At 30.4% G+C, this 24872-nt stretch carries 20 protein-coding genes; 8 read left to right on the top strand and 12 right to left on the bottom strand.

Annotation, left to right across the window (positions count from 1 at the left end):
* Positions 1-57 precede the first annotated feature (57 nt).
* The 4 genes from F7018_RS05615 to pfkA form a co-directional block, all read right to left on the bottom strand.
* Positions 58-420, bottom strand: a complete 363-nt coding sequence (locus F7018_RS05615; protein ID WP_150899033.1) for a methylglyoxal synthase — start codon at positions 418-420, stop codon at positions 58-60.
* Positions 421-489: 69 nt separating this feature from the next.
* Positions 490-1482 carry a type I glyceraldehyde-3-phosphate dehydrogenase gene (gene gap / locus F7018_RS05620; RefSeq protein ID WP_150899034.1) on the bottom strand — a complete coding sequence of 331 codons (993 nt, stop codon included), beginning with the start codon at positions 1480-1482 and terminating at the stop codon, positions 490-492.
* Positions 1483-1636: 154 nt separating this feature from the next.
* The gene (gene gap, locus F7018_RS05625; protein WP_150899035.1) at positions 1637-2629 is read right to left on the bottom strand and encodes a type I glyceraldehyde-3-phosphate dehydrogenase; all 993 of its coding nucleotides are present in this window, start codon (positions 2627-2629) and stop codon (positions 1637-1639) included.
* A 24-nt stretch (positions 2630-2653) separates the two neighbouring features.
* Entirely contained in the window at positions 2654-3637 is a 984-nt protein-coding gene (gene pfkA, locus F7018_RS05630) for a 6-phosphofructokinase (protein WP_150899036.1), read from the bottom strand.
* Between the two features lie 128 nt (positions 3638-3765).
* Between pfkA and F7018_RS05635 the strand changes: the two genes are divergently transcribed.
* Positions 3766-5493 (top strand): sodium:solute symporter family protein, encoded by a 1728-nt coding sequence (locus F7018_RS05635; protein WP_150899037.1) that lies wholly within the window; start codon positions 3766-3768, stop codon positions 5491-5493.
* A 59-nt stretch (positions 5494-5552) separates the two neighbouring features.
* Here the strand turns inward: F7018_RS05635 and F7018_RS05640 are convergent, their stop codons facing one another.
* The gene (locus F7018_RS05640; protein WP_150899038.1) at positions 5553-6923 is read right to left on the bottom strand and encodes a tetratricopeptide repeat protein; all 1371 of its coding nucleotides are present in this window, start codon (positions 6921-6923) and stop codon (positions 5553-5555) included.
* A 207-nt stretch (positions 6924-7130) separates the two neighbouring features.
* On the opposite strand from F7018_RS05640, the gene F7018_RS05645 reads away from it, so the two are divergent.
* The gene (locus F7018_RS05645; protein WP_150899039.1) at positions 7131-7472 is read left to right on the top strand and encodes a DUF2853 family protein; all 342 of its coding nucleotides are present in this window, start codon (positions 7131-7133) and stop codon (positions 7470-7472) included.
* A gap of 88 nt (positions 7473-7560) precedes the next feature.
* Positions 7561-8985 (top strand): L-serine ammonia-lyase, encoded by a 1425-nt coding sequence (locus F7018_RS05650; protein WP_150899040.1) that lies wholly within the window; start codon positions 7561-7563, stop codon positions 8983-8985.
* Positions 8986-9023: 38 nt separating this feature from the next.
* Here F7018_RS05650 and F7018_RS05655 read toward each other — a convergent pair whose 3' ends face one another.
* From F7018_RS05655 to F7018_RS05665, 3 genes are all read right to left on the bottom strand, one after another.
* On the bottom strand, positions 9024-9479 hold the full coding sequence (locus F7018_RS05655; protein WP_150899041.1) for a GNAT family N-acetyltransferase: 456 nt from the start codon (positions 9477-9479) through the stop codon (positions 9024-9026).
* Entirely contained in the window at positions 9476-11317 is a 1842-nt protein-coding gene (locus tag F7018_RS05660; protein WP_150899042.1) for a sodium:solute symporter, read from the bottom strand. The genes F7018_RS05655 and F7018_RS05660 overlap by 4 nt, the downstream gene beginning before the upstream one ends.
* Before the next feature lie 110 nt (positions 11318-11427).
* Positions 11428-12195, bottom strand: coding sequence for a DUF6503 family protein (locus tag F7018_RS05665; RefSeq protein ID WP_150899043.1), 768 nt, complete (start codon positions 12193-12195; stop codon positions 11428-11430).
* A gap of 1541 nt (positions 12196-13736) precedes the next feature.
* Between F7018_RS05665 and F7018_RS05670 the strand changes: the two genes are divergently transcribed.
* From F7018_RS05670 to F7018_RS05680, 3 genes are all read left to right on the top strand, one after another.
* A complete protein-coding gene (locus F7018_RS05670) occupies positions 13737-13973 on the top strand; it encodes a DNA primase (RefSeq protein WP_150899044.1) in 237 nt (78 codons plus the stop codon).
* Positions 13974-14045: 72 nt separating this feature from the next.
* Positions 14046-16061 (top strand): tetratricopeptide repeat-containing sensor histidine kinase, encoded by a 2016-nt coding sequence (locus F7018_RS05675; protein WP_150899045.1) that lies wholly within the window; start codon positions 14046-14048, stop codon positions 16059-16061.
* Complete coding sequence (locus tag F7018_RS05680) at positions 16054-16737, top strand: response regulator (protein ID WP_150899046.1); 684 nt, start codon at positions 16054-16056, stop codon at positions 16735-16737. The genes F7018_RS05675 and F7018_RS05680 overlap by 8 nt, the downstream gene beginning before the upstream one ends.
* A 221-nt stretch (positions 16738-16958) precedes the next feature.
* On the opposite strand, the gene acs is transcribed toward F7018_RS05680, so the two are convergent.
* Positions 16959-18866: an acetate--CoA ligase gene (gene acs / locus F7018_RS05685; protein WP_150899047.1), complete on the bottom strand. Its 1908-nt coding sequence runs from the start codon at positions 18864-18866 to the stop codon at positions 16959-16961.
* A gap of 107 nt (positions 18867-18973) precedes the next feature.
* Between acs and F7018_RS05690 the strand changes: the two genes are divergently transcribed.
* Positions 18974-19747 carry a sulfite exporter TauE/SafE family protein gene (locus F7018_RS05690; RefSeq protein ID WP_150899048.1) on the top strand — a complete coding sequence of 258 codons (774 nt, stop codon included), beginning with the start codon at positions 18974-18976 and terminating at the stop codon, positions 19745-19747.
* On the opposite strand, the gene F7018_RS05695 is transcribed toward F7018_RS05690, so the two are convergent.
* Together F7018_RS05695 and F7018_RS05700 are read right to left on the bottom strand one after the other, a co-directional pair.
* On the bottom strand, positions 19748-21394 hold the full coding sequence (locus F7018_RS05695) for a serine hydrolase (RefSeq protein ID WP_150899049.1): 1647 nt from the start codon (positions 21392-21394) through the stop codon (positions 19748-19750).
* A 129-nt stretch (positions 21395-21523) separates the two neighbouring features.
* Positions 21524-21994 (bottom strand): Dps family protein, encoded by a 471-nt coding sequence (locus F7018_RS05700; protein WP_150899050.1) that lies wholly within the window; start codon positions 21992-21994, stop codon positions 21524-21526.
* A gap of 110 nt (positions 21995-22104) precedes the next feature.
* Here F7018_RS05700 and F7018_RS05705 point away from each other — a divergent pair, with 110 nt between their 5' ends.
* Positions 22105-23046 (top strand): hydrogen peroxide-inducible genes activator, encoded by a 942-nt coding sequence (locus F7018_RS05705; RefSeq protein WP_150899051.1) that lies wholly within the window; start codon positions 22105-22107, stop codon positions 23044-23046.
* A 36-nt stretch (positions 23047-23082) separates the two neighbouring features.
* Here F7018_RS05705 and F7018_RS05710 read toward each other — a convergent pair whose 3' ends face one another.
* Positions 23083-24744, bottom strand: coding sequence for a SulP family inorganic anion transporter (locus F7018_RS05710; RefSeq protein ID WP_150899052.1), 1662 nt, complete (start codon positions 24742-24744; stop codon positions 23083-23085).
* Between the last annotated feature and the right edge of the window lie 128 nt (positions 24745-24872).

Raw genomic sequence — 24872 nt, forward strand, 5'->3', positions numbered from 1 at the left:
CCTTTAAAAAATAACGACAAAAAACCGAAACTATTTGTTTCGGTTTTTTTTATATAGTTAAACAGCTTTTATTAGTAATTCAGCTGTAGCTGGATTTGTTGCTAAAGGCACATCATGTACATCACATAAACGTAATAACATAGAGATATCTGGTTCGTGAGGGTGTTTCTCATGTGGATCTCTAAAAAACAGCACCATATTACATTTACCTTCCGCTACTCTACTGGCTATTTGTGCATCACCTCCATAAGGACCAGATAAATATTTTGTTACTTCAAAGCCTGCCTTTTCAACTTTTGACCCCGTAGTTCCTGTTGATATTAATTTTATATTCTTTTGCTGAAGAATTACTTGATTCTCATTTAAAAATTGAACCATTTCGGCTTTCTTACCATCGTGTGCTATAATTGCTATTTCCATATAATCTATTTTAAATAAAAAATTCCCGCATTTGATGCGGGAATACAATTTACAAAATATTTTATGCTTTTATAACGATGCAGAATATTCTAATAAATCAACAATTTTAGTTGCATATCCAAACTCATTGTCATACCAAGATATAACTTTAAAAAAGTTCTCATTTAACTCTAAACTCGCATCAGCATCAATAACTGAAGTTCTTGTTTCAGATACAAAATCTTGAGACACAACCTCATCTTCTGTATAACCTAAAATTCCTTTTAACTCTCCTTCTGAAGCTTCTTTTAATGTTGCTAAGATATCTTTTAAAGAAGTCGATTTTTCAGTTCTAAATGTTAAATCTACTAAAGATACATCTGCTACAGGAACTCTTACAGCCATACCTGTTAACTTTCCTAACATTTCCGGAATTACCTTGGTTACTGCTTTTGCTGCACCTGTAGAGGTAGGAATAATATTATTTACAACTGAACGACCTCTTCTCCATTTTTTATTAGGTCCATCTACAGTATTCTGAGTAGAAGTTGCGGCATGTACAGTAGTCATTAAACCTTCTGTCATTCCATAAGCATCATTAATAACTTTTACTAATGGTGCTAAACAATTTGTAGTACAAGAAGCATTTGAAATGATAGTTTCTTCAGCTGTCATTTCAGTATGATTTACTCCCATCACATACATTTTTGCATCTTTTGATGGCGCCGAAATAATTACTTTTTTAGCCCCTCCTTTTATATGTAGCTCTGCTTTTTCTTTATCTGTAAAAAAACCTGTAGATTCTATAACATACTCAGCTCCTACTTCGTTCCACTTTAAGTTTTCAGGATTTCTATCAGCTGTAACACGAATAACCTTACCATTTACCACTAAATTCCCATCCTTTACCTCAACATCACCATCAAAACGTCCGTGAACAGAATCATACTTTAATAAGTAAGCTAAATAATCGACATCTAATAAATCATTAATCCCAACTATCTCTATGTTATCTCTATTAATTGCCGAACGGAAAGCTAGTCTACCAATCCTTCCAAATCCGTTAATCCCTATTTTAATCATTTGTTTCTATTTTTGTGTTCTTATGGGGCGTTTTTTTAATTTTATACGTCCCACTTGCTTAATAAAGTGAACCTACAAATATAAAACTTATCCGAATAAAAAAACCTGATAGCTTTAAAAACTATCAGGTTAATGTTTTGAATTTAACAAATTTTTATAAAGATGCTGAATATTCTAATAAGTCAACAATTTTAGTAGCATACCCAAACTCATTGTCATACCAAGATACTACTTTAAAGAAGTTACTATTTAACTCTAAACTCGCATCAGCATCTACTATTGAAGTTCTTGCATCAGAAACAAAATCTTGCGATACAACTTCATCCTCTGTATAACCTAAAATTCCTTTTAACTCTCCTTCTGAAGCTTCTTTTAAAGCTTTTTTGATTTCTTCTAAAGAAGTAGCTTTTTCTGTTCTAAAAGTTAAATCTACTAAAGAAACATCAGCAACAGGAACTCTTACAGCCATACCTGTTAATTTACCTTCTAAGGCAGGAATTACTTTTGTTACTGCTTTCGCTGCTCCTGTAGAAGCAGGAATTAAGTTATTAAGAACAGACCTTCCTCTTCTTCTATCTTTATTTGGTCCATCTACCACTCCTTGCCCAGAAGTTGCAGCATGTACTGTAGTCATTAATCCTTCTACAATTCCGAAGTTTTCATCTAACACCTTAGATAACGGTGCTAAACAGTTTGTTGTACAAGATGCATTAGACATTACAGTTTCATCAGCAGTCATTTCTGTGTGGTTTACTCCCATCACATACATCTTAGCATCTTTAGATGGTGCTGAAATAAATACTTTCTTTGCTCCTCCTTTTAAATGTAAACCTGCTGCTTCTTTTGTTAAAAAGAAACCTGTAGATTCTATTACGTAATCAGCTCCAGCTTCATCCCATTTTAAGTTTTCAGGGTTTCTTTCTGCTGTTACTCTTATTAGTTTTCCATTAACAATTAATTGACCGTCTTTTACCTCAACATCACCATCAAAACGCCCGTGAACAGAATCATACTTTAATAAATATGCTAAATAATCTACATCTAGTAAATCGTTTATTGCAACTACTTCTACATTAGCTCTATTTATTGCTGCTCTAAAGGCGATTCTTCCTATCCTACCGAATCCATTAATTCCTATTTTTATCATACTTACTATTTTAATTACTAAATTTTACGTGGTCATTATATCAGAAACTCTTAAAAGTTCCTTATTAATCTCATTTTGACCTTTTATTGCTTTCTCTAAATCTATCGTTTCTATCTCATTATTGTTGAGTCCAACCATTAAATTTGTTTCTCCATCGATTAACAACTCAACAGCTTTCACTCCCATCCTACTTGCTAAAACTCTATCAAAACAAGATGGAGTTCCTCCTCTTTGCATATGTCCTAAAACAGATACTCTTACTTCATAGTCTTCTAAATTCTCTTCTACATAGTCAGCTAATTCAAAAACATTTTTACCTGTTTTATCTCCTTCTGAGACTACTACAATACTTGAAGATTTCCCTGCTCTTCTACTCTTTTTTAAAGATTCTAATAACCTATCCAATCCTAAATCTTCTTCTGGTATTAAAATCTCTTCTGCACCTGCTCCAACACCTGCATTTAACGCTATAAAACCAGCGTCACGCCCCATAACCTCAACAAAAAACAACCTATTGTGTGAAGATGCGGTATCTCTAATTTTATCTATAGCGTCTACAGCTGTATTCAAAGCCGTATCATAACCTAAAGTGTGAGTAGTTCCAAAAATGTCGTTATCAATTGTTCCTGGGATTCCTATGATTGGGAAATTATACTCTTTATTAAACACAACCCCTCCTGTAAAGGATCCATCTCCTCCAATTACAACAAGAGCATCAACATTATTTTCTAGTAGGTTATCGTATGCTTTTTTACGTCCTTCTTCAGTTCTAAATTCTTTAGATCTTGCAGACTTTAATATAGTACCTCCTTTATGAACTATATTGTTTACACTTCTGGCTGTTAAAGGAATCATATCTCCTTCAATCATTCCTTGATATCCTCTATATATTCCTACACATTCAGTTCTATAATAAGCACAAGCTCTAACAACTGATCTAATTGCTGCATTCATTCCTGGCGAGTCTCCACCAGAAGTCATTACTGCTATTTTTTTTATTTTTCTCATAAATCTCAGGTTCAAAATTAAATAAATATAGTGCTTCTCTAACAAAAAACTGCGAAATCGTTTTCGACTTTAATAGCAATTTAACGTTTGAAAATATTTAATTACATTAGCCAATAAACCAAAAAATTATGACTTTAACCACTATTGATTATATAATCATTGTAGGATTTTTTATAATCTCTTTACTTATAGGAGTTTGGGCTTCTAAATCTGCTGGGAAAAATAGTTCCGAATTCTTTTTATCTGGTAGAAATATGCCTTGGTGGTTATTAGGAGTATCTATGGTTGCAACAACCTTTGCCGCAGATACTCCTGGACTGGTTACCGAACTCGTTAGAAAAAATGGTGTTTCTGGTAACTGGGTATGGTGGGCTATGTTACTTACTGGTATGCTTACTGTATTCTTCTATGCTAAACTATGGAGAAAATCGGGTATTACAACCGATTTAGAATTTTATGAATTACGATACTCTGGTAAAACAGCTAGTTTTTTAAGAGGGTTTAGAGCTATATATTTAGGAGTTATCTTCAATATTATAACCATGGCTGGAGTTTGTTTAGCTGGAGCAAAAATTGCAAATATATTATTAGGTATTTCTCAAGGAGAAATGCTTTTATATTCTTCTATAATTGTAGTAATTTATTCTTCATTAGGAGGTTTAAAAGGTGTCTTACTTACCGATTTTGTTCAATTTTTAATTGCTATGGTAGGTTCTGTGTGGGCTACTGTATATATTGTAAACCTTCCAGAAATTAATGGTCTTTCTAACTTATTATCACATCCAAATGTTAGCTCTAAATTAGCAATGCTACCTGATTTTTCTAATACAGAAGCTTTAATTACATTATTTATCATTCCTTTTGCTGTTCAATGGTGGAGTACTTGGTACCCTGGAGCTGAACCTGGTGGAGGTGGTTATATTGCTCAACGAATGCTAGCTGCTAAAGATGAAAAGAATGCTACTTGGGCTACTTTATTTTTCAACTTCGCGCACTATGCTTTACGTCCTTGGCCATGGATTATTGTTGGATTAGCATCATTAATCATATTCCCTTCTTTAGAAAGTATGAATCAAGCCTTTCCTAGCCTAACTACAGAAATGCAAGGTCACGATGTTGGATATGCTGCAATGATGACTTATTTACCTGCCGGTTTATTAGGTATTGTACTAACATCATTAATCGCTGCTTTTATGAGTACTATTTCTACACAGTTAAATTGGGGTAGTTCATATTTAGTAAATGATTTTTATAGTCGATTTATCAATAAAGATGCTTCAGAAAAACAAAAAGTAATCATCGGAAGAATATCAACAGTTTTATTAATGTTATTTGCCGCTCTTTTTTCTTTTTATTTACAATCGGCAAAAGATGTTTTTGATTTACTACTTCAAATAGGTGCTGGAACTGGTTTATTATTTATTTTACGATGGTTTTGGAGTAGAATAAATCCTTATAGTGAAATAGCTGCAATGGCTATCTCTTTCTTCATTGCTGTTTTCTTTTTTATCAATGGTAAAATGGAAACTCCAATGATTGAAATAGCTGGTTATTGGCAATTAATTATAGGTGTTTTAATTACTACTATTGGATGGGTTTTAGTTACTTTTTTAACTTCTCCAACTGATCAAAACACAATAAATAATTTTAATCAATTAATTTTTGAAGGAGAAGATAAGTTTAAAAATATTGGTGCTAAAATTGTTGGATTTACAACTGGTACTATTGGAGTGTATAGTTTTCTATTTGCAACTGGAAACTGGATTTACGGAAAAACTTTAATTGCTATTATACTCTCTGTTTTAACACTAGGTTGTATTATAGTTTTACGTAAGATATGGAAACATATTTCTTAAGTTTGCGCATATAACAAACAATAAAAAAGCTCCAAGATTTACATTTTGGAGCTTTTCTTTTACTTTATTACTTTTTTGTGATTGGATATAATTTCCTGTACCCTTTCTTTTTCATAAACTGAAGGATACAACTCTTTTATGATTGAATGATATTCATAATCTATAGCTAAGGCATTTTTCAAATGCGTTAAACTATATTCTTCTTTATCTAAAATCATAAATAACCCACATAAGCGATATTCCACCTCTGCAAATTCTTTATATATCTTTTTAGCTTTAATCAAAACTTTTAAAGCTTGGTTAAATTCTCCTAAGAACAATAAGATATCTGTTAAAGCTATATAAATTTCAATTTCTTTATCTCCTAACTCAATACAGTTATAAAAAGCTTTTACTGCTTCTTCGTAAAAGTTTAATTTTAAATTAATATCTCCATACTTCCTCCAATATAGAGCATTACTTTCATCTATTTGTATTGCTTTATTAATGTAGTATAATGCTTTTTGAAAATTTTCATTGCTATAACAAGCATTTGTTAACAGAATCCACCCTCTATCTAAAAGAGGATCTTCATGTACTGCTTTTTTATAGAAATGAATTGCTGTATGAATATTATTTAACTTTTCATAACACTCCCCTATTCTTACATACGCATAAGCAGTAGGATCATCTAATTCTAATGTTATTAAATAATTTTCAATAGCCTCTTCAAAACGATCTAGTTTTTCTAAAGTTTTAGCTTTTTCTAAATACCCTCCAATGAAACTATCATCTATAAGCACAGCATAATCAAATGAAGTTAAGGCTTCTTTAAACATTCCTATTTCAAAATATTGTCTCCCTAATTGATGCCAAGCGACTTCACAATAAGGATTTTTATCTAAATAAGAATTTAAGAACTTTATAGCATCTTCATGGTTTCCTTGCATATCAAAACAATATACAATATTATACAATGAAGAATAATCTTCATAATCAACATCAATACATTTTGCAAAGTTTAAACGAGCATTTTCAAAATCGTCTAAATACAAATATTCCATTCCCAACATAGACCATATATCTACAGGGTCTTCAATGTATTGTAAAGACTCTTTTAGTATTGAAATAGCTTCTATATGTTTTTTCTTTTTTGATAAAATAACAGCTTTCTGAATGTACACCTCATCGTTATGAGGTTCTACTGCTTCAATGTTTGTTAACATCTTTACAGCTTCCTCTAATTCATCTTCAAATATTAAAAGTTCAACTTTCATGAGTTTAAGTTGAATTGAAGTAGGATGCTGTTCTAACCCCAGCTGTACAGCTTTTTTTGCCAATGAATGTTTACCTATATTTAAGTAATGCTCTATAATTGTTTCAAACTCAGCAGCATCAAAAAAATATACATCATTGGTTTTTAACATTGATTCAAATTTTGATAATGACATAGGCAACAGATTTGAATTTATATAAATTTACTACAAGAACAGTGCCTTTTTACTCAAATCTCTTTTTGTTTTCAACAATTTAATTAACAATTTCAACTAGGAATTCCCTAGCTATTTTAGGTATTTGAAAGAACAAATTATTTTTCTATATTTGAAAGGATTAAAGAAATCTACAAAAAATTAAAATCTAATTTTAAACAAAAAATCATGAGTAAATTTGACGAAAAAGTAGAGCTGTATAAAAAGTTTATGGACGATAGAGATATCCGTTCTAACACTGATTTATTAAAGGCTGTGACAAAAGGATTAGGGCCATCTATCTATAAAAAAGATGCTGAAACTGTTTCAGGTTCAGACCCTAAAGAATTGGAAACTGTTAAGAAGAACTTCTTAATGAAAAAATTAGGTTTAGATGATAGTCCTGAATTAGACAAAGCTATTGACGACGTTATGGAAAGAATTGGAAGATCTGAAAGAAATAAGTATCGTGCAGTTGTATACTACATGCTTACTAAGAAATTTGATAAAGAATCTGTTTACGGAATGTAAATTCTCTTTATTCGTATAAAAAATAAAGTCCTGTATTCAATAAATACAGGACTTTTTCTATTTTAGCCGTCAACAAACAACCTATATTATGTCGCAATTTATTAGTGTTTTCGATATGCTAAAAATTGGCGTTGGTCCTTCTAGTTCACATACTTTAGGGCCATGGAGAGCCGCACAACAATGGATTAAAAAACTAAAAGACAATAATCTTTTTGATAACATTGATGGTATTAGAATTGATTTATACGGTTCTTTATCTTTAACTGGTAAAGGACACGCTACCGATTTATCTGTGCAATTAGGGTTAAGCGGTACCGATCCTGAGTACATTCCTGTAGATGATATAGACACTATTATCAATAAAATAAAAACCACTACTCGTTTAGATTTTAATGCAGAGAAAACGATTGTATTTTCAACTGATAATGTTGTTTTTAATAAAGACTTTTTATCATTTCATTCTAATGGACTAACTTTTAGAGGTTTTTCTAAAGGAAAAGAAATATCTACAGAAACGTATTACTCTATTGGTGGTGGTTTTGTTATTCAAGAAGAGGTAAGTGAATCTGCCGATACAGAAATAAACAAAAAGAACTTTCCTTTTCCAATAAATAGAGCTACAGAACTAGAAGAGTATTGTGAAAATGAAGGGAAAAATATTTCTGATATTGTTTTTCAAAATGAATTAATTCTAAACGATGAGAATCATATAAACTCTGAATTAAAACGCGTTTGGGATACAATGCTTGAATGCATGTATATAGGATGCCATACCGAAGGAGTTTTACCAGGAGGTTTAAACGTAAAAAGAAGAGCCTTTGAAACTCATCAAAAATTAATAAAAGGAGCTACCTACAACAGTAAAGAAGAATGGCTTACCGCTATTAGAGGTACTGAGGTAAAATTTAGAGAAATACTTAAATGGGTTAGTTGTTTAGCCTTATCGGTAAATGAAGTAAATGCTTCTCTAGGTAGAGTTGTTACCGCTCCTACAAATGGAAGTGCGGGAGTAATTCCTGCTGTTTTAATGTACTACTTAGTAATTGAAAACCATAATGGGGATTTTGAACATATTAAAAAGTTCTTACTAGTTGCTGGAGAAATTGGTAGTATTTTTAAGAAAAATGCAACAATCTCTGCTGCTATGGGTGGATGTCAAGCCGAAATAGGAGTCTCTTCTGCTATGGCTGCAGCTGCTCTTACTGAACTATTAGGAGGAACTCCTGGACAATGTTTAGTTGCTGCTGAAATAGCAATGGAGCATCATTTAGGACTTACTTGCGATCCTATTGGAGGATTAGTACAAGTACCATGTATAGAACGTAATGCCATGGGAGCTATTAAGGCTATTAATGCTGCTGAAATGGCTTTAGAAACCAACCCAAAAGAATCTTTAGTTCCTCTAGACAAAGTTGTTGATACCATGTGGGAAACTGCTAAAGATATGAACCGTAACTATAAAGAAACCTCAGAAGGAGGTTTAGCTGTAACTGTTGGTTTAGCAGATTGCTAAAATTATATATAAAATGAGTTTATAAGAAATTACACTTCTTATAAACTCATTCTCATATTTATCAAGTTCTTTTTGAAATTTACTTTTTCGTAAGCTCTAATTGCTCCGTGATTTTCTGCATATACATCAAGTCTTACTTCAGAAACATTTTTCGAAAGTATCCATGTATTTAAAGCTTCAACTACTTTTTTGTTCACTCCTTTTCCTCTATGAGTAGGTTTTACATACATAAAACCTAAATAAGCAAACTTATCAAATTTGAAGTACGATTTTGGTATCACAATTCTAGCATAACCTGAGCCTATTATCTCATCGTTTTCAACCGCTACCATTACCTCCACTTCATCAGATAAAATCATCGCTTTAATATCATAATAAGATATTTTTCCTTCTTTTAATGTTTCATCAAAAGGACGCTCTGCCTTAATCAACTCTTGTTCAAAATCAAGTAAAATAGGTAAGTCTTCTAAATTTGCTTTTCTTGCTGTAATCATTCTTTATCCTTTTCAACATTAATAAATCCAAGGTAAATAAATAAGATTATTAAATAAACTACATGTAATACACTTAGTGGACCGTCATTAAATAAATCGTATATAATCTTTAAAATACCTATTGAAATTAATAATAAAGTGATTTTACTTTTCTTGTCTATTGATTTTATAATAGATATCAGAGAGAAATATAAAACTAAAATACAACCTATAAAGTTTAACCATAGATAACTTATTATTGGCTGTCCTCCTTCTTGCTCTAATTTATAAATACCAAAGTAATATATTAAACAAATTATAATCTGTGTCAACAACGCACCTCCAAACACCGAATTTCCTTTTACTTTTTTAAAGAAAAATGCTAATAAGAAAATCCCCAATACATTTCCATAAAAAATGGACCCTATAATATTTACTAACTGGATTAAATTATCAAATAAATTGGCGACACAAGCAACTAGAATAGCTAACAGCCCCCATCCTAGTGTAAACCATTTAGACATTTTTACATAATGCTCTTCACTATATTCTTTAGTTACATTACGCTTGTATAAATCGATTGCTGTGGTAGATGCTAAAGCATTTAATTCCGATGCTGTAGACGACATAGCTGCCGATAAGATTACAGCCAACAATAAACCTATTAACCCTTTAGGCAAGTTGTGTAATATAAAGTGAATAAAAACATAGTCTTTATCATTCGTTTCTACCTCTGAATTTGCCTTTTTAATTATAGCTTTTGCATCAGCTTTTAAACTCTTATCTTGTTCATTTAACTCTTGAAGTTGTTTTTTGTTCTCTTCTGTTAAACCTTCAAATATTAATGTCTTTTTGCTATTCTCTATTTGAATATGTTTTAATTGTAGTTCTTTATATTCATTGGCATATTGAGATTTCTCTACAACTTCATTTGCTTTTGGATTAAAGTTTAAAGGTGAGGCATTAAACTGATAAAAAACAAATACCATTACCCCTACTAACAGAATAAAAAACTGCATTGGAACTTTTAACAAACCGTTAAAAATTAAACCCAATTGACTTTCTCTAGCTGACTTCCCTGATAAATATCGTTGTACCTGACTTTGATCAGTACCAAAATAAGAAAGCATTAAAAAAGTACCTCCTAAAATACCTGTCCAAACTGTATAACGATTATTTAAATCCCAAGAAAAATCAAGTACTTTCATTTTATCTGAAGCTCCTGCTATTTCTAAAGCTTTTGTAAATGTAATTCCGTCAGGTAAGTATTGTAATATTAAGTAAAAAGCAATAAACATACCTGCAAAGATTACAGCCATTTGTTGCTTCTGTGTAACACTTACTGCTTTTGTTCCTCCAGAAACTGTATAAATAATTACTAAAAATCCTATGATAATATTTAGCGTTATCAAATCCCATCCTAAAACAGCCGATAAAATAATGGCTGGTGCAAAAATGGTAATCCCTGCTGCTAAACCTCTTTGAATTAAAAATAAAATTGCGGTAAGCGTTCTTGTTTTTTTATCAAAACGACCTTCTAAATACTCGTAGGCCGTATAAACCTTTAATTTATGATAAATAGGTATAAAAACTAAGCAAATAATAACCATAGCAATAGGCAATCCAAAATAGAATTGCACAAAGCCCATTCCACTATGAAATGCTTGTCCAGGAGTTGATAAAAAAGTAATGGCACTCGCTTGAGTTGCCATTACAGATAGACCTATAGTCCACCATTTACTTTCGTTTCCACCTTTAATATACTCTTCTACATTTTTGCTTCCTCGTGTTTTCCAAACACCATAAAATACAATAAACAATAATGTTAAAGAGAGTACAATCCAATCAATTGTTTGCATAATTAACTAGTATATAAATTTGTTATAATATAAAATATTGATATATAAATCAGGTTTGCAAACAGTACTAGTATGTACTCTTTTTTCCAAGTATATTTTTGTTGACTCATTTATTTATTTGGTTTATCGAAAAAACTATCAGCCAATGATGCTTGACTTAATAATGGTAATTTAAATTCAGTTGGTTCTCCTCTTGGAACAGTAGGATTACCTTCTTCATTTTTCTGGTACCAAGTTATTGATTTTGGTAATAAGAAACCGTTAACATTTTCCCAATCATTATATCTAATTAGGCTAAACTTATCAGATGGTTTTTTACTAAAATAAGTAACTGTATACCCTAACCATGTCATTTCTTTGGTTGTTGGATCGTAATATATAAAATAGTTATCATCTGGAGAAGAACCTATAGCTCCTTTATAAGATATTTTAACTCCTGGGTATTTTTTTCCTTCAAACTCTATTGGTTTTGTTTCAGAATAAACTATTCCATCATCTGCCAATACAAAAGGCATTGCATAAAAATAGAAATATAAGTTATAATAAAACTTTGGATCTTTTTTATAAGCAGTAGTATCAGATACCCAAACGTCTTTTCCATTATACCCTAATGAGTATTCAGGTGAATTAATTACTGTTTTTCTTGAATGCAAATCAATTGTATGCTCTTCCTTATTTAAAGTATATGATAACGTTTTCATTTTATTCCACTCTTCAATTCCTCCATGCTTTTTGAAAACCTCTGTTAATTCTTTAGGATATTTTTTCTCGTTAACCTCAGTTGATGTAGCTTCTGTTTTTTGAGTTTCTTTTTTAGGCTCATTCTTACATGCTATAGAAACAATAGCAATAGCTATTAATAAAACTAGTTTTTTCATTTTAAATAATGTTTATGTTGATGCAACATACGTCGTATATTGAAGGTAAACTTACATAAGTTTATGAATTTAAAAAACAAAAAACGCCCAATTAGGCGTTTTTGTGACATGCATTTTAAATTTTTTACTTTGGTTAGAGTAAAACATTCATTTTGTTTTCTTTTTTCATATAATTTTCCCTTGACGACGCGATACGGACCCCCATCCATATCTAACCCTTGTGAGAGTTTAATTTTTAACCATTACAAAGATATTTTATGCTTTTAAAAACTTGGTAAGTGAAACACTTACTAAAAGTAAGTGAAACACTTACTTTTTCATCAACAAGTAAAAAAAACACTGTCTTACAGAAACTTAACTCTTACAATTAGCTTTTTTTTAACATTTTAAAAAATAATGTATATTTGCTCTTTAAATGATGAATATAAATTTACATATCGCTATATGGCTAATGAAGCCAACTTGTAGTTTTCGTGAAATTGTTGATGGACAATTTTATAAAAACGGACGTAGTATGTTTATTTCTGACAATTTTCGAATATGATACAACATATAAATTAACACTATATAAGGCGTCCAACTAAAATTGGACGCTTTTTTTATAATTTTTTTTAAAAATATTGACATTTTAATTTAAACATATAAAAAGTACACCTTGACTCATAAACAACTGAACTACAAACTGTTGCTAACAAGCTAAAATCTAGATAATATCTGGACAGGACCCTCTCACCCTTAAAAACAACCTAAACACATGATTAACAGCAGTTTAACTCAATATTTTTCTTGTTTTTATTAAAATATTTTATATATTTGTACCGTAATCATTTAGAAGTATTTGAATGATTATTTAACAAATTAATATTTAAAGATTATGAAACTATTTTATTTAAACCCAATCATCGAAAGACTAACTATAGGAGGTGATGGCAGTTATATAAAAATGAGTAAGGATGTTTATTGTAAGAAGCAATATTTAAAGATGAGTTAACAACAAGTCAATAATATAGTATATATACAAAAGGCGCCTTAATAGGGCGCCTTTTTTTATTCAAAAAAAAGAAAACAAACACAGTAAAAAAAGTGTTAAAAAATTTGGATAATTCGTTATTTTTCACTATCTTAATTGAACGAAATTGAAAGCTATGATTATATTAAAATTGCACAAACTAAATGAAAAAGGACGTTTACTCATTAAACAACAACGCTTACTAAAATTGTGTTCACTTACACAATCTATGTCACTATTTTAGTGATAGAATCAACTAGCGTTCATTAAAAATTGCAAAACGCTTCCTTTATTATGATAATGTAGAATTCCTGAAGTCTGTTGTACTCAATAGGCCTTAGTAGTAATGAGTCTTCACGAGTTGATGTTCTATATCAACTTAATTCTACTAACTACCCAAATTACTTGGGCTAGATGACTATTGCCTTGATTTTACCAAGGCTCAAAAATAATCGAACATAACCAATTCGATACAATTACAGCTGCATATGCGGCATGGAAAACTAATGTCAAATATTAAAAATTGAAAATTATGAAAACTTTAAAAACTACTTTACTAATCAGCATGCTAATCCTTTTAACAACTAGTTGTACAGACTTAACAAAAGACGATTTAGTTCCTGAAACAAATAATATTGAATTCGTTACTATTACCGGAGGTGATGGAAGCATCGATGGAACCCATGATGGTGATGATATCGGTGGTGGCGGTGATACTGGTGGTGACGATGGTGATGGTAGTGATGGTGATGGAGGGAAAGGAAATTAATTCTTTTATAAATACAAGCCTTTAACAAATGTTAAGGGCTTTTTTTTTAGCTTTGCTTAAAACCAGCAACTATTGAAACCTCTTAAAACAATACTAGCTTTTATACTTTTTTTATATTTAGTAAATATAAAATGTTTTTCTGCATCTGAAAAATATCTTCAATTAGAAAATGACAGTATTAAAATTTGGCTAAAAAAGGTAAAGAATAAAAAATTAGATAGCACTTCAAAAGCAAAGCTTTTAAAAAAATCTTATAATTATATTTTAAACAACAACAAACCGCTTCCTTTAGAATTAAGCTCTATTGCATATGAATATTACAATTTAAAAGATACTACTTCATTTTTTAAAGTAAATAAGAAAGCCTTAAACTATGCTACAAAAAACAAGCATACATACGCTACAGCAGATGCACATTGGAATTATGCTACGTATTATGTTCGTCTAGAAATTTTTGATAAGGCTTATTTTCATTTCAATAAAGCTTACGAAAATTTTATTAAAGAAGACCATAAAAAAGAAGCTGCTGAAATACTTTATGGCATGGCCCGAATTAAAGGACGCTATAGAGATTATACTGGTAGTGAAGTTCTAAATATAAAAGCCATAGAACTCTTAAAAAAATTAGAAGATTATAAAAAGCTTTACAGAGCATATAACCATTTAGGGTATTTACAAAACGATATCAAAAAATATGATCAAGCATTATTTTATTATTCTAAAGCTTTATTTTACTTAGATAAAACAGAATATAAAGTTAAGTATTATGAAATATTATTAAATAATATTGGTAGAGCACATTTCAAGAAAAAAGATTACAACAAAGCTTTAGAATATTATAATAAAGCTCTTAAAATTAATACACAAAAAAAAAACTTAGCTAGACTTCTAAATAATAGAGCTTATTGTAAATTATTAATGAAAGATACCACTAGTATTAAAAAAGATTTTTTTAAAGCTTTAACAATCCGAGATAGCATAGGAGATAAAACTAATATTTTAAGTTCAAAGATATCTATATCTGATTATTATAAATATATTAAAGATACTATCAATGCTTTAAAATATGCCAAAGAAGCCAACACTTTAGCCAAACAAATTAAAAATGGTGGAGACTACCTAACCTCTTTAAAACAACTTGCCAATTTAGACAAACAAAATTCTAAAAAATATTTAGATCGCTACATAGAGTTTAATGATAGTTTGATTAGTTCAGAACGTAGAATACAAAATAAATTTACCCGTATTGAGTTTGAAACCGATGAATATATTGCAGAAACCAAACGTTTAAACCAACAACGGATTTGGATTATTGTTACCAGTATTGGTGGTATTCTTATTTTAAGCTTACTTTACTTTTTACGTGTTCAAAAAGTAAAAAATGAAAAACTTCGCCTAGAAGCTGAACAGCAAAAAGCTAACGAGGAAGTATATGTATTAACACTACAACAACAAGCAAAACTTGAAGAGGAAAAAGTTAAGGAGCGTAACAGAATTTCAGAAGAATTGCACGACGGGATTCTTGGAAAACTTTTTGGAACTCGTTTTGGTTTAGGTTTCTTACCCCTTAAAGGTGATGAACAAACTCTTGAAAAACATCAATCTTTTTTAAACGAACTACAAGAAATTGAAAAAGAAATTAGAGAAGTATCTCATAAACTGAGCGATAATTTTGATAGCTCTAATATTAACTTTACTAGTATTATTGAACAATTATTAAAAGATAAAAGTACCATTGGTAACTTTAATTATAAGTTTTCTTTTGATAAAAATATTGCTTGGAAAGACATTAATGAAGTTACCAAAGCCAATGTTTATAGAATTATACAAGAAGCTTTGCAGAATATTATAAAACATGCAAAAGCAAAAAACGTTACTTTAGTGTTCTCTAACGAAAACCAAAACCTAATTATCAATTTAAAAGACGACGGTGTTGGCTTTAACCCCAAAAAAGGTAAAAAAGGTATTGGTATGAAAAATATAAAATCGAGAGTAGAAAAATTAAATGGTACAGTACAGTTTTTATCGGAAGTAGATAAAGGTACTTCCCTATTAATAAAAACCCCTTATACAATGAATAATGAATAATAAAAAATACACTGCTTTAATTATTGATGATCATCCGTTAATTTCTGAAGCTTACAAAAGTGCTTTTAATTACATTGATCAACAAAACGAACACATTACATTTGAAATCCATGTTGCCCATAATTGCGATACCGCTTATGACCTTATAAAGCAACATGCTGATATTTCTAAAAAAGTAGATATCATTTTTTTAGATATGCGATTACCAGCTTCTTCTGATGGCACTATTTTATCTGGTGAGGATTTAGGTTTAAAAATAAACGCAATGCTACCAGAATCTAGGATAATTGTTTCTACCACTTTTAATGATAACTATAGAGTACATAGCATTTTTAAAAGCATAAACCCTGATGGTTTTTTAGTTAAAAACGACATTACTCCTCAAGAATTAGTAACCGCTATACAAGAAGTTTTAAACGATCCTCCTTATTATAGTAAAACTATTACTAAGCTTTTAAGAAACGAAGTTACTAGTGAGTATTTAATTGACGATTTAGATAGAAAAATGTTATATGAGCTATCTATTGGTACTAAAATGAAAGATTTACCCAATATTATACCACTTTCTTTTGCTGGTATTGAAAAAAGAAAACGTCAAATCAAGCAAATGTTTGGTGTAAATAGTTCTGACGATAAAGACCTTATCTTAATGGCTAGAGACAAAGGCTTTATTTAAGCTATTAAAACACCTTTAACACGTCTACCTCATGCTAACCTATTTAAAAGAAGTTAGTGCGTCCCCCATGAGTATAGTCATCCCCATTTCCTACACTTATACTCTGTTTAGTTTTTAAAAGTATTCTTACTTTAAAACTTCTATTCTATTATTTCAACAATAAAAAAGCCACAGTTCAACACCATATTAAACTGCAGCTATAAATATTTTTTTCAAAGTTTTTATAAACGTTCGTCGATAATACTCTGTACTACCTCTGGATTTAGCAAGGTAGAAACATCTCCTAAATTATCTAACTCGTTATGCGCTATTTTACGTAAAATTCTTCGCATAATTTTACCTGAACGTGTTTTTGGCAATCCTATAGTGAATTGGATTTTATTCAATTTGGCAATGGGTCCAATATGCTCGGTTATAATCTGATTAATTTCTTTACGTAAATTATCATGATTTCTTCCTTCTCCTACATCTTTTAATATTACATAACCATACAATGCATTTCCTTTTACATCATGCGGATATCCTACAATAGCACTTTCTGCTACTGCTGGATGCTCATTGATAGCATCTTCTATAGGTGCTGTTCCTAAATTATGTCCTGACACAATAATTACATCATCTACTCTACCGGTTATTCTGTAATAACCAACTTCATCACGTAAGGCGCCATCTCCTGTAAAATACTTATTTTCAAAAGCAGAGAAATAGGTGTCTTTATAACGCTGATGATTTCCCCAAATAGTTCTCGCCATAGATGGCCATGGATATTTTACGCACAAACGTCCATCTACTTGATTTCCAACTATCTCTTTTCCGTCTTCATCCATTAACGCTAATTGTACTCCTGGTAATGGTAATGTTGCATAAGTTGGTTTTGTAGGTGTCACATAAGGTATAGGAGAAATCATCATTCCACCAGTTTCTGTTTGCCACCAAGTATCTACAATAGGACTTTTCTTTTTTCCTACATTGTCATTATACCAATGCCAAGCCTCTTCATTTATTGGTTCTCCTACAGTTCCTAATACTTTTAGAGAAGATAAATCGTACTTATCAACAAACTCTAACTTTTCCTTTGCTAAAGCTCTAATAGCTGTTGGTGCTGTATAAAACTGGCTTACCTTATGTTTTTCTACTATTTCCCAAAAACGTCCAAAATCTGGGTAGCTTGGTACTCCTTCAAACATTACTGTAGTTGCTCCATTAGCTAAAGGGCCATATACTATGTAACTATGTCCAGTAATCCAACCAATATCGGCAGTGCACCAATACACGTCATTTTCCTTATAGTTAAATACATTTTTAAATGTGTATGCTGAATATATCATATATCCCGCTGTAGTATGTAACATTCCCTTTGGACTTCCTGTTGATCCTGAAGTATATAAGATAAATAATGGATCTTCTGCTTTTACTATTTCTGGCTCACAAAAATCTGACGCTTCTTCTAATAACGGTTGCAGCCATTTATCGCGGCCTTCTTTCATTTGAATGTCAGAATTAATCCTTTTTGCTACTAATACAGTTTCAACACATTCACAATCGTTTAACGCTTCATCTACAATTCCTTTTAAATCGATTGTTTTTGCTCCTCTGTAGGATCCATCAGAAGTGATCACCATTTTCGCTTCACAATCATTTATCCTAGTTGATAATGCTGTTGATGAAAAACCTGCAAATACTACCGAATGCACCGCTCCTATTCTAGCACATGCTAATACAGAGATAGCTAACTCTGGAATCATAGGTAAATAAATACAAACTCTATCCCCTTTTTGTACGCCATTTTCTTTTAAAACATTAGCAAACTTGCATACTCTCTTATATAATTCTTTATATGTAATATGCTCAGCTGCTTCTTTGGGATCATTAGGTTCAAAAAGAATCGCTGTTTTATCTCCTCTAATTTGTAAATGACGGTCAATACAGTTTTCTGTTATATTTAATTCTGCTCCATCAAACCATTTTACTTCTGGTTTTGAAAAATCGTATTCTAAAACAGAATCCCATTTTTTTCTCCAAACAAAGTGTTCTTCTGCTATTTCTTCCCAAAATAATTCAGGATTTCGTACTGATCTTCTGTAAACTTGAAAATATTCCTCTAAGGTTTTTACATGGTAGTTACTCATTATTTGCTATTTTTTTGGCGAACTAATCTACAATTTTTTAAAATTTTATAATAGTTTTTATCTAAAAAAGCTTTTAAGAAATGCTATTTTATTATTTTCGATTTTCTATGGATTTTCTCATATTAACATTTTTACAAAACTGGCATATTGTTTTGTTATTCTTTACAGTTGCTGTGTTATACTCATCTGTAGGCTTTGGTGGAGGCTCAAGTTATTTAGCCATTTTGGCATTAACTGGCTTGGCTTTTTCTCAAATTAGAGCTACTGCTTTATTGTGTAACATAATGGTTGTAAGTGGAAATGTTTTTTTATACATCCAAAACAAAAAATACAATTGGAAAAAAGTACTTCCATTAGTATTATTTAGCGTTCCTTTAGCTTTTATTGGAGGTTATTTACGTATAAGTCAAACCTTCTTTTTTATACTTCTAGGGTTTACTTTGTTATTTGCCGCAATTACCATGTGGATTTCTAAAAAAATAGTTTCTTCTGAAACTGAGTCGAAATCTTTATGTATCTCTAAAAATGCTAGTTATGGTGGTATTATTGGTTTTATTTCTGGTATGGTAGGTATTGGCGGTGGAATTTTCTTAGCCCCTTTACTTCATTTAACTAATTGGGATAGCCCTAAAAAAATTGCCGCTACTGCTAGTTTTTTTATTTTATTAAATTCTATTGCTGGATTAATTGGACAGTATACAAATCCTGAATTTACAATCAATTGGCATTTGACTTCTATTTTATTAATCACTGTTTTTATTGGTGGTCAAATTGGTAGTAGAATGAGCACCAGACTATTTAGTCCTATTCAATTAAAAAAGGCAACCGCTTTACTGATTGCCTTTGTAAGTATTCGTATTTTACTTAAATACTTGTTTTAACTATTTCTTTTTCGCTTTCATTACTCTTCCTCCTTGATATAAGGTTAATGCATCAACTACTCCTGCATCATTAGTATGAAATTCTATACTTGCTTTTACTACTTTTAAAAAGAATTTATTATTAGTCTCTGCAAATATTTCAAACTCTGGTTGTCCTGTTGCTTGGGCAAATATTTGGTTATTTTTAGTTCTTATTGTAATTATAAAATTCGGTTGCAACTCATAAGCTCCTACATATTTTTTTAAAATATCAGCTGTTACTTTTATTTCTTTTTTCTCTTTTGGAGCTTTTTTATTTATCCATACTCCTTTTTCTTTATTAATTCTATTCTTGAAAAGTGCTTCTTTTTTTCCTCCTTTATCAAAAAATTCATATGCTATAAATCCATCTTCAAAAGAAAAATTAGTTGCTGAGGTTGGATAAATTTTAAAATCTTTACTACTACCTTCCCTTTTACTATACAATTGATTATCTTTTAATGTAATATATCTTACAACATCATTATCAAATTGATAGGCTCCAACCCATTTTTTTAATTCTTCATTCGATAATTTAACCACATTATTTTTATCAAACTTAGGTTTACCTATTACCAAGGCCGCTATTTCTGTAGCACTACTTCTAGGAGATATGCATCCACAGTTTGAGAATGCTATTACATATACATTTTTACTTGGCACATAAATTCCCATTGATTTATATCCTGGTATAGAACCTCCATGTTCTATTGTTGGAATATCTTTGATTTCATCTAAACTCCAACCATATCCATAGTTTATTTTTTTTCCGTTGTTTAGAGTATAGTTTTTAAAAGCTTTAGTAATTGTTTCCTTTTTTACCAATGTATTATTTGTTATAGCTGTTTGCCATTTTAACATATCATCTACATTAGACATAATTGATCCTGCAGCGTAAGGTAAAGTTAAGCTTATATATTGCGCATTAGAAAATACATCACCTCTTCGATTATACCCATACGCTCTATTTTTAATTAATTCAGTTTGACTTCCATAATACGATGAATTCATATTTAGCTTATCAAAAATTCTTTCCTTGATAAACTTTTGATAGGTCATTCCACTAGCTTTTTCTATTATATAACCTAAAAGAAAATAACCTGAATTATTATACTTATACTTCTCCCCCGGTTCAAAATTCATTGGTTCATTTTTGAAGAAATCTATAAATTCTAAAGGTGATTTGTGAAGTGTAGCTACTTTTCCAAACTCTTTCATTGAAGTATAACTCTTAATACCTGAGGTATGCGTTAATAAATGATGAATTGTTATCTTTTTTCCATGAGTTGGATAATCAGAAATAAACTTAGTTATATCATCCTCTAAGCTTAGTTTACCTTCTTCTAATAACATTAAAATAGCAACTGAAGTAAATTGCTTTGTTATAGACCCCACTTCAAAAACATTTTCCGGAATCATATCTACATCCAATTCTAAATTAGCTTTTCCAAATGCTTTTCGATAAATAACTTTTCCATCTTTGGCTACAAGAGCAGTAACTCCTGTTTCATTACTTTTAAATTCTTTCTTTAAGATATTATCAATCTTTTGCTCTAAGTTTTGAGCTGTTAAAATATTTGATAAGAGAAACAAAAAGATAAAAGCTGTACACTTTATTATATTTTTCATAGGTTAGATATTTGATTTATAAAGATTAGACGATAGTTTAAAAAAAATAGTTACACGATTTCCTTAAAAAGAAAAAGCAACATATTTATGTTGCTTTTCTTATTGTTTGTTTTTGTTACGTTTTTTGTTTTATCCTAACCAAGCATTCATCATCCATAGAGTTTTTTCTTGCTCGGCTATAAAATCACTCATCATAGAATTTGTTCCTTCATCATCAGCTTCATCAGATAATTCTAATATAGTTCTTTCTATTTTTAATAACTCTGATAATGAATCTACCACTAAAGTAACCGCTTCTACATCGTTAGATATATTCTTACCTACTTTTACTTTTGATAATTCAGTATAATCGCTAAAAGTATGCAATGGTGTCCCTTGTAATGTTAATATTCTTTCAGCTATTAAATCTACTTTCTCTTGAGCATCAGTATAAAACTCTTCAAATTTTACATGTAATTCAAAAAAGTTTTTTCCTTTAATATTCCAATGTAAACCTCTTACATTTTGATAATACACCTGAAAGTTTGCTAACAAACTATTTAATTCTTTAACTAATTCCTCTGTTTTATTTTTATCTAAACCTATAACTGTTGTATTCATTTTTTATCTTTGTTTTTCTAATTTTTCTATGTCAAAATTAGGCCAACTTTTATTCAAAAAACTATAAATTCTATTGATAGTTTTAATATCTTTATCGAAAATTTTTATACATGACTATAACACAACTAAAATATACCTTATCTGTTGCTGAGTATAAAAACTTTACAATTGCTGCCGAGCATTGTTTCGTTACTCAACCAACATTAAGTATGCAAATACAAAAATTGGAAGAAGAATTAGATGCTAAAATATTTAACCGTTCTAAAAAACCTATCGAGCTAACTGAAGTTGGTAAAAAAATAGTAGAACAAGCAAAAGTTATTGTCGATGAAAGCAATCGTATTTTAGATATTGTACACCAACAAAAAGGTTATGTTGGAGGTGAATTCAAACTTGGAATAATTCCTACTATAATGCCTACTCTATTACCTATGTTTTTAAAAACATTTAGTAGAAACTATCCTAAAGTTCAATTAATCATAGAAGAATTAACTACTGAGGAAATTGTTAGAAAGTTAATGGATGGTCATATTGATGCTGCTTTAGCTGCTACTCCACTAGAAAACGAAGCTATTAAAGAGCGTGTTCTATACTACGAACCTTTTGTAGGGTTAATACCACACGAACATCGTTTATTTGAAAAAAAGAAAATTGAAGTTAACGACTTAGAGGTTGACGATATCTTATTATTAGAAGACGGACATTGCTTTAAAGATAGTGTTATTAACCTATGTAGAACTGACAAAAGAAATTCTAAAAATCATTTCCAACTAGAGAGCGGAAGCTTTGATACTTTGATTAAATTATCTAAAGATGGATTAGGTATGACTTTGTTACCTTATTTAAATACTTTGGATTTAAACGAAAAAGACAAAGAACACCTTAGAGAATTTGAAACTCCACCTCCAGCTAGAGAGGTAAGTTTAATTTATCATAAATCTCAATTAAAAATGCAGTTAATAGAAGCTTTAAAAAGTACTATTGATAGTGTTGTAAGAGGAGCTATAGCTTTTAGCGATGTAGAAATAATTAGTCCTTTAAACAAAGGATAACAAATAAAAAATCCCGCTACATGCGGGATTTTTTATTTAAAATTTATATTCTGATAATGGTTTCGGAAAATCTTCAGGATTTGCTGCTAAATGATAACGAGGGTCATCAATAGCTTCCTCTATCACATCTGAGAAAATTGGACTTGCCTTATATAATAATACTTTACAGTCTTCACTTAAGTGTTTTAAAACAACTTTTTTTCCTGCAGCTTGGTATTTTTCAACTAAAGCAAAAATAGCTTCGATAGCTGAGTGATCTGAAACTCTAGACTCAACGAAATCAATCTCAACTCTATCTGGATCATTTTTTATATCAAACTTTTCATTGAAAGCTGTAATACTTCCAAAAAATAAAGGTCCCCAAATTTCATAAACTTTAGTACCATCATCTTTCATACGTTTTCTAGCTCTAATTTTCTTTGCATTTTCCCATGAGAATACTAATGCACTAACAATTACTCCAACAAATACAGCAATAGCTAAATCGAAAATTACAGTAACCGCAGATACAATTATTAAAACAAAAGCATCCGATTTTGGAATCTTATTCATAATTCTAAAACTAGACCATGCAAATGTTTCAATTACCATCATAAACATTACTCCTACTAAAGCAGCAATAGGTACTTGTTCTATATATTTATCAGCAAATAAAATAAATGTAAGTAAAGTTAATGCCATCATAACACCTGACAATCTTCCTCTACCGCCAGCGTTGATATTAATTACTGTTTGTCCAATCATACCACAACCACCTGTTCCTCCAAACAATCCACTTACAATATTTCCAGCTCCTTGAGCAACACATTCTTTATTTCCATTTCCTCTAGAATCTGTTAACTCATCAACTAAATTCATTGTCATTAACGACTCGATTAAACCTACTGATGCTGCTAAGAAAGCATATGGAAGAATAAATAATAAAGTATCTAAATTAAATGGTAAGTTTTGCCATAATTCTAAGTTTGGTGTAGGGAATTTTCCAGATAATCCATCTCCTCCACCTTCTCTAATGTAAGAACCAACTGTACTTACATCCATTCCAGAAATAACAACAATTGCTGTAGTTATAATAATTGCAGTTAAAGCTGCAGGCACTTTCTTTGTAATTTTTGGAAGTCCCCAAATAATTGCCATTGTTAATAATACCAACCCAATCATGGTAAATAACTCTGTACCTTGCATAAATATGTTAGTATATTCTTTAACTCCTTCTGGTGAAATATTTAATTCTTTATGAGAAAACATTTTTACTTGAGCTATAAAAATTACAATTGCTAAACCATTTACAAATCCCATCATTACAGGATGAGGTATTAAACGTACAAAGCGTCCTAATTTTAAAACTCCTGCTCCAACTTGTATCAGCCCCATTAAAATAACAGCTCCTAATAAATAGTAATACCCCATATTATCTATTGGAGTATCAAAAAGCATCCCTTTTTTGTGTCCTTCAGCAATCATATGCACAAAAATAACCGCCACTGCTCCAGCTGCTCCTGATATTAATCCAGGTCTACCTCCAAAAATTGCTGTAATTAAACCAATAATAAACGCTCCTGAAAGTGCTACTAAAGGATCTATTTGAGCAACAAAGGCAAAAGCTACTACTTCAGGTATCATAGCTAACGAAACTGTAATCCCCGCTAAAGTGTCATCTTTAATGTTAATCTTCTTACTTTTAATGTATTTCATCATAATATCAACAGGTATATTCTAAAAGTTGGCAAATGTAAAGATAATTTTATTCATATAGTTTTATGTTTCATTAACTTTAATTTTGTGGACGTTTTTTTTTGCTTTATTTTTGAACGTTGAACTATCAA

The organism is Tenacibaculum aiptasiae, from assembly GCF_008806755.1.
GTDB classification, from domain to species: Bacteria; Bacteroidota; Bacteroidia; order Flavobacteriales; family Flavobacteriaceae; genus Polaribacter; species Polaribacter aiptasiae.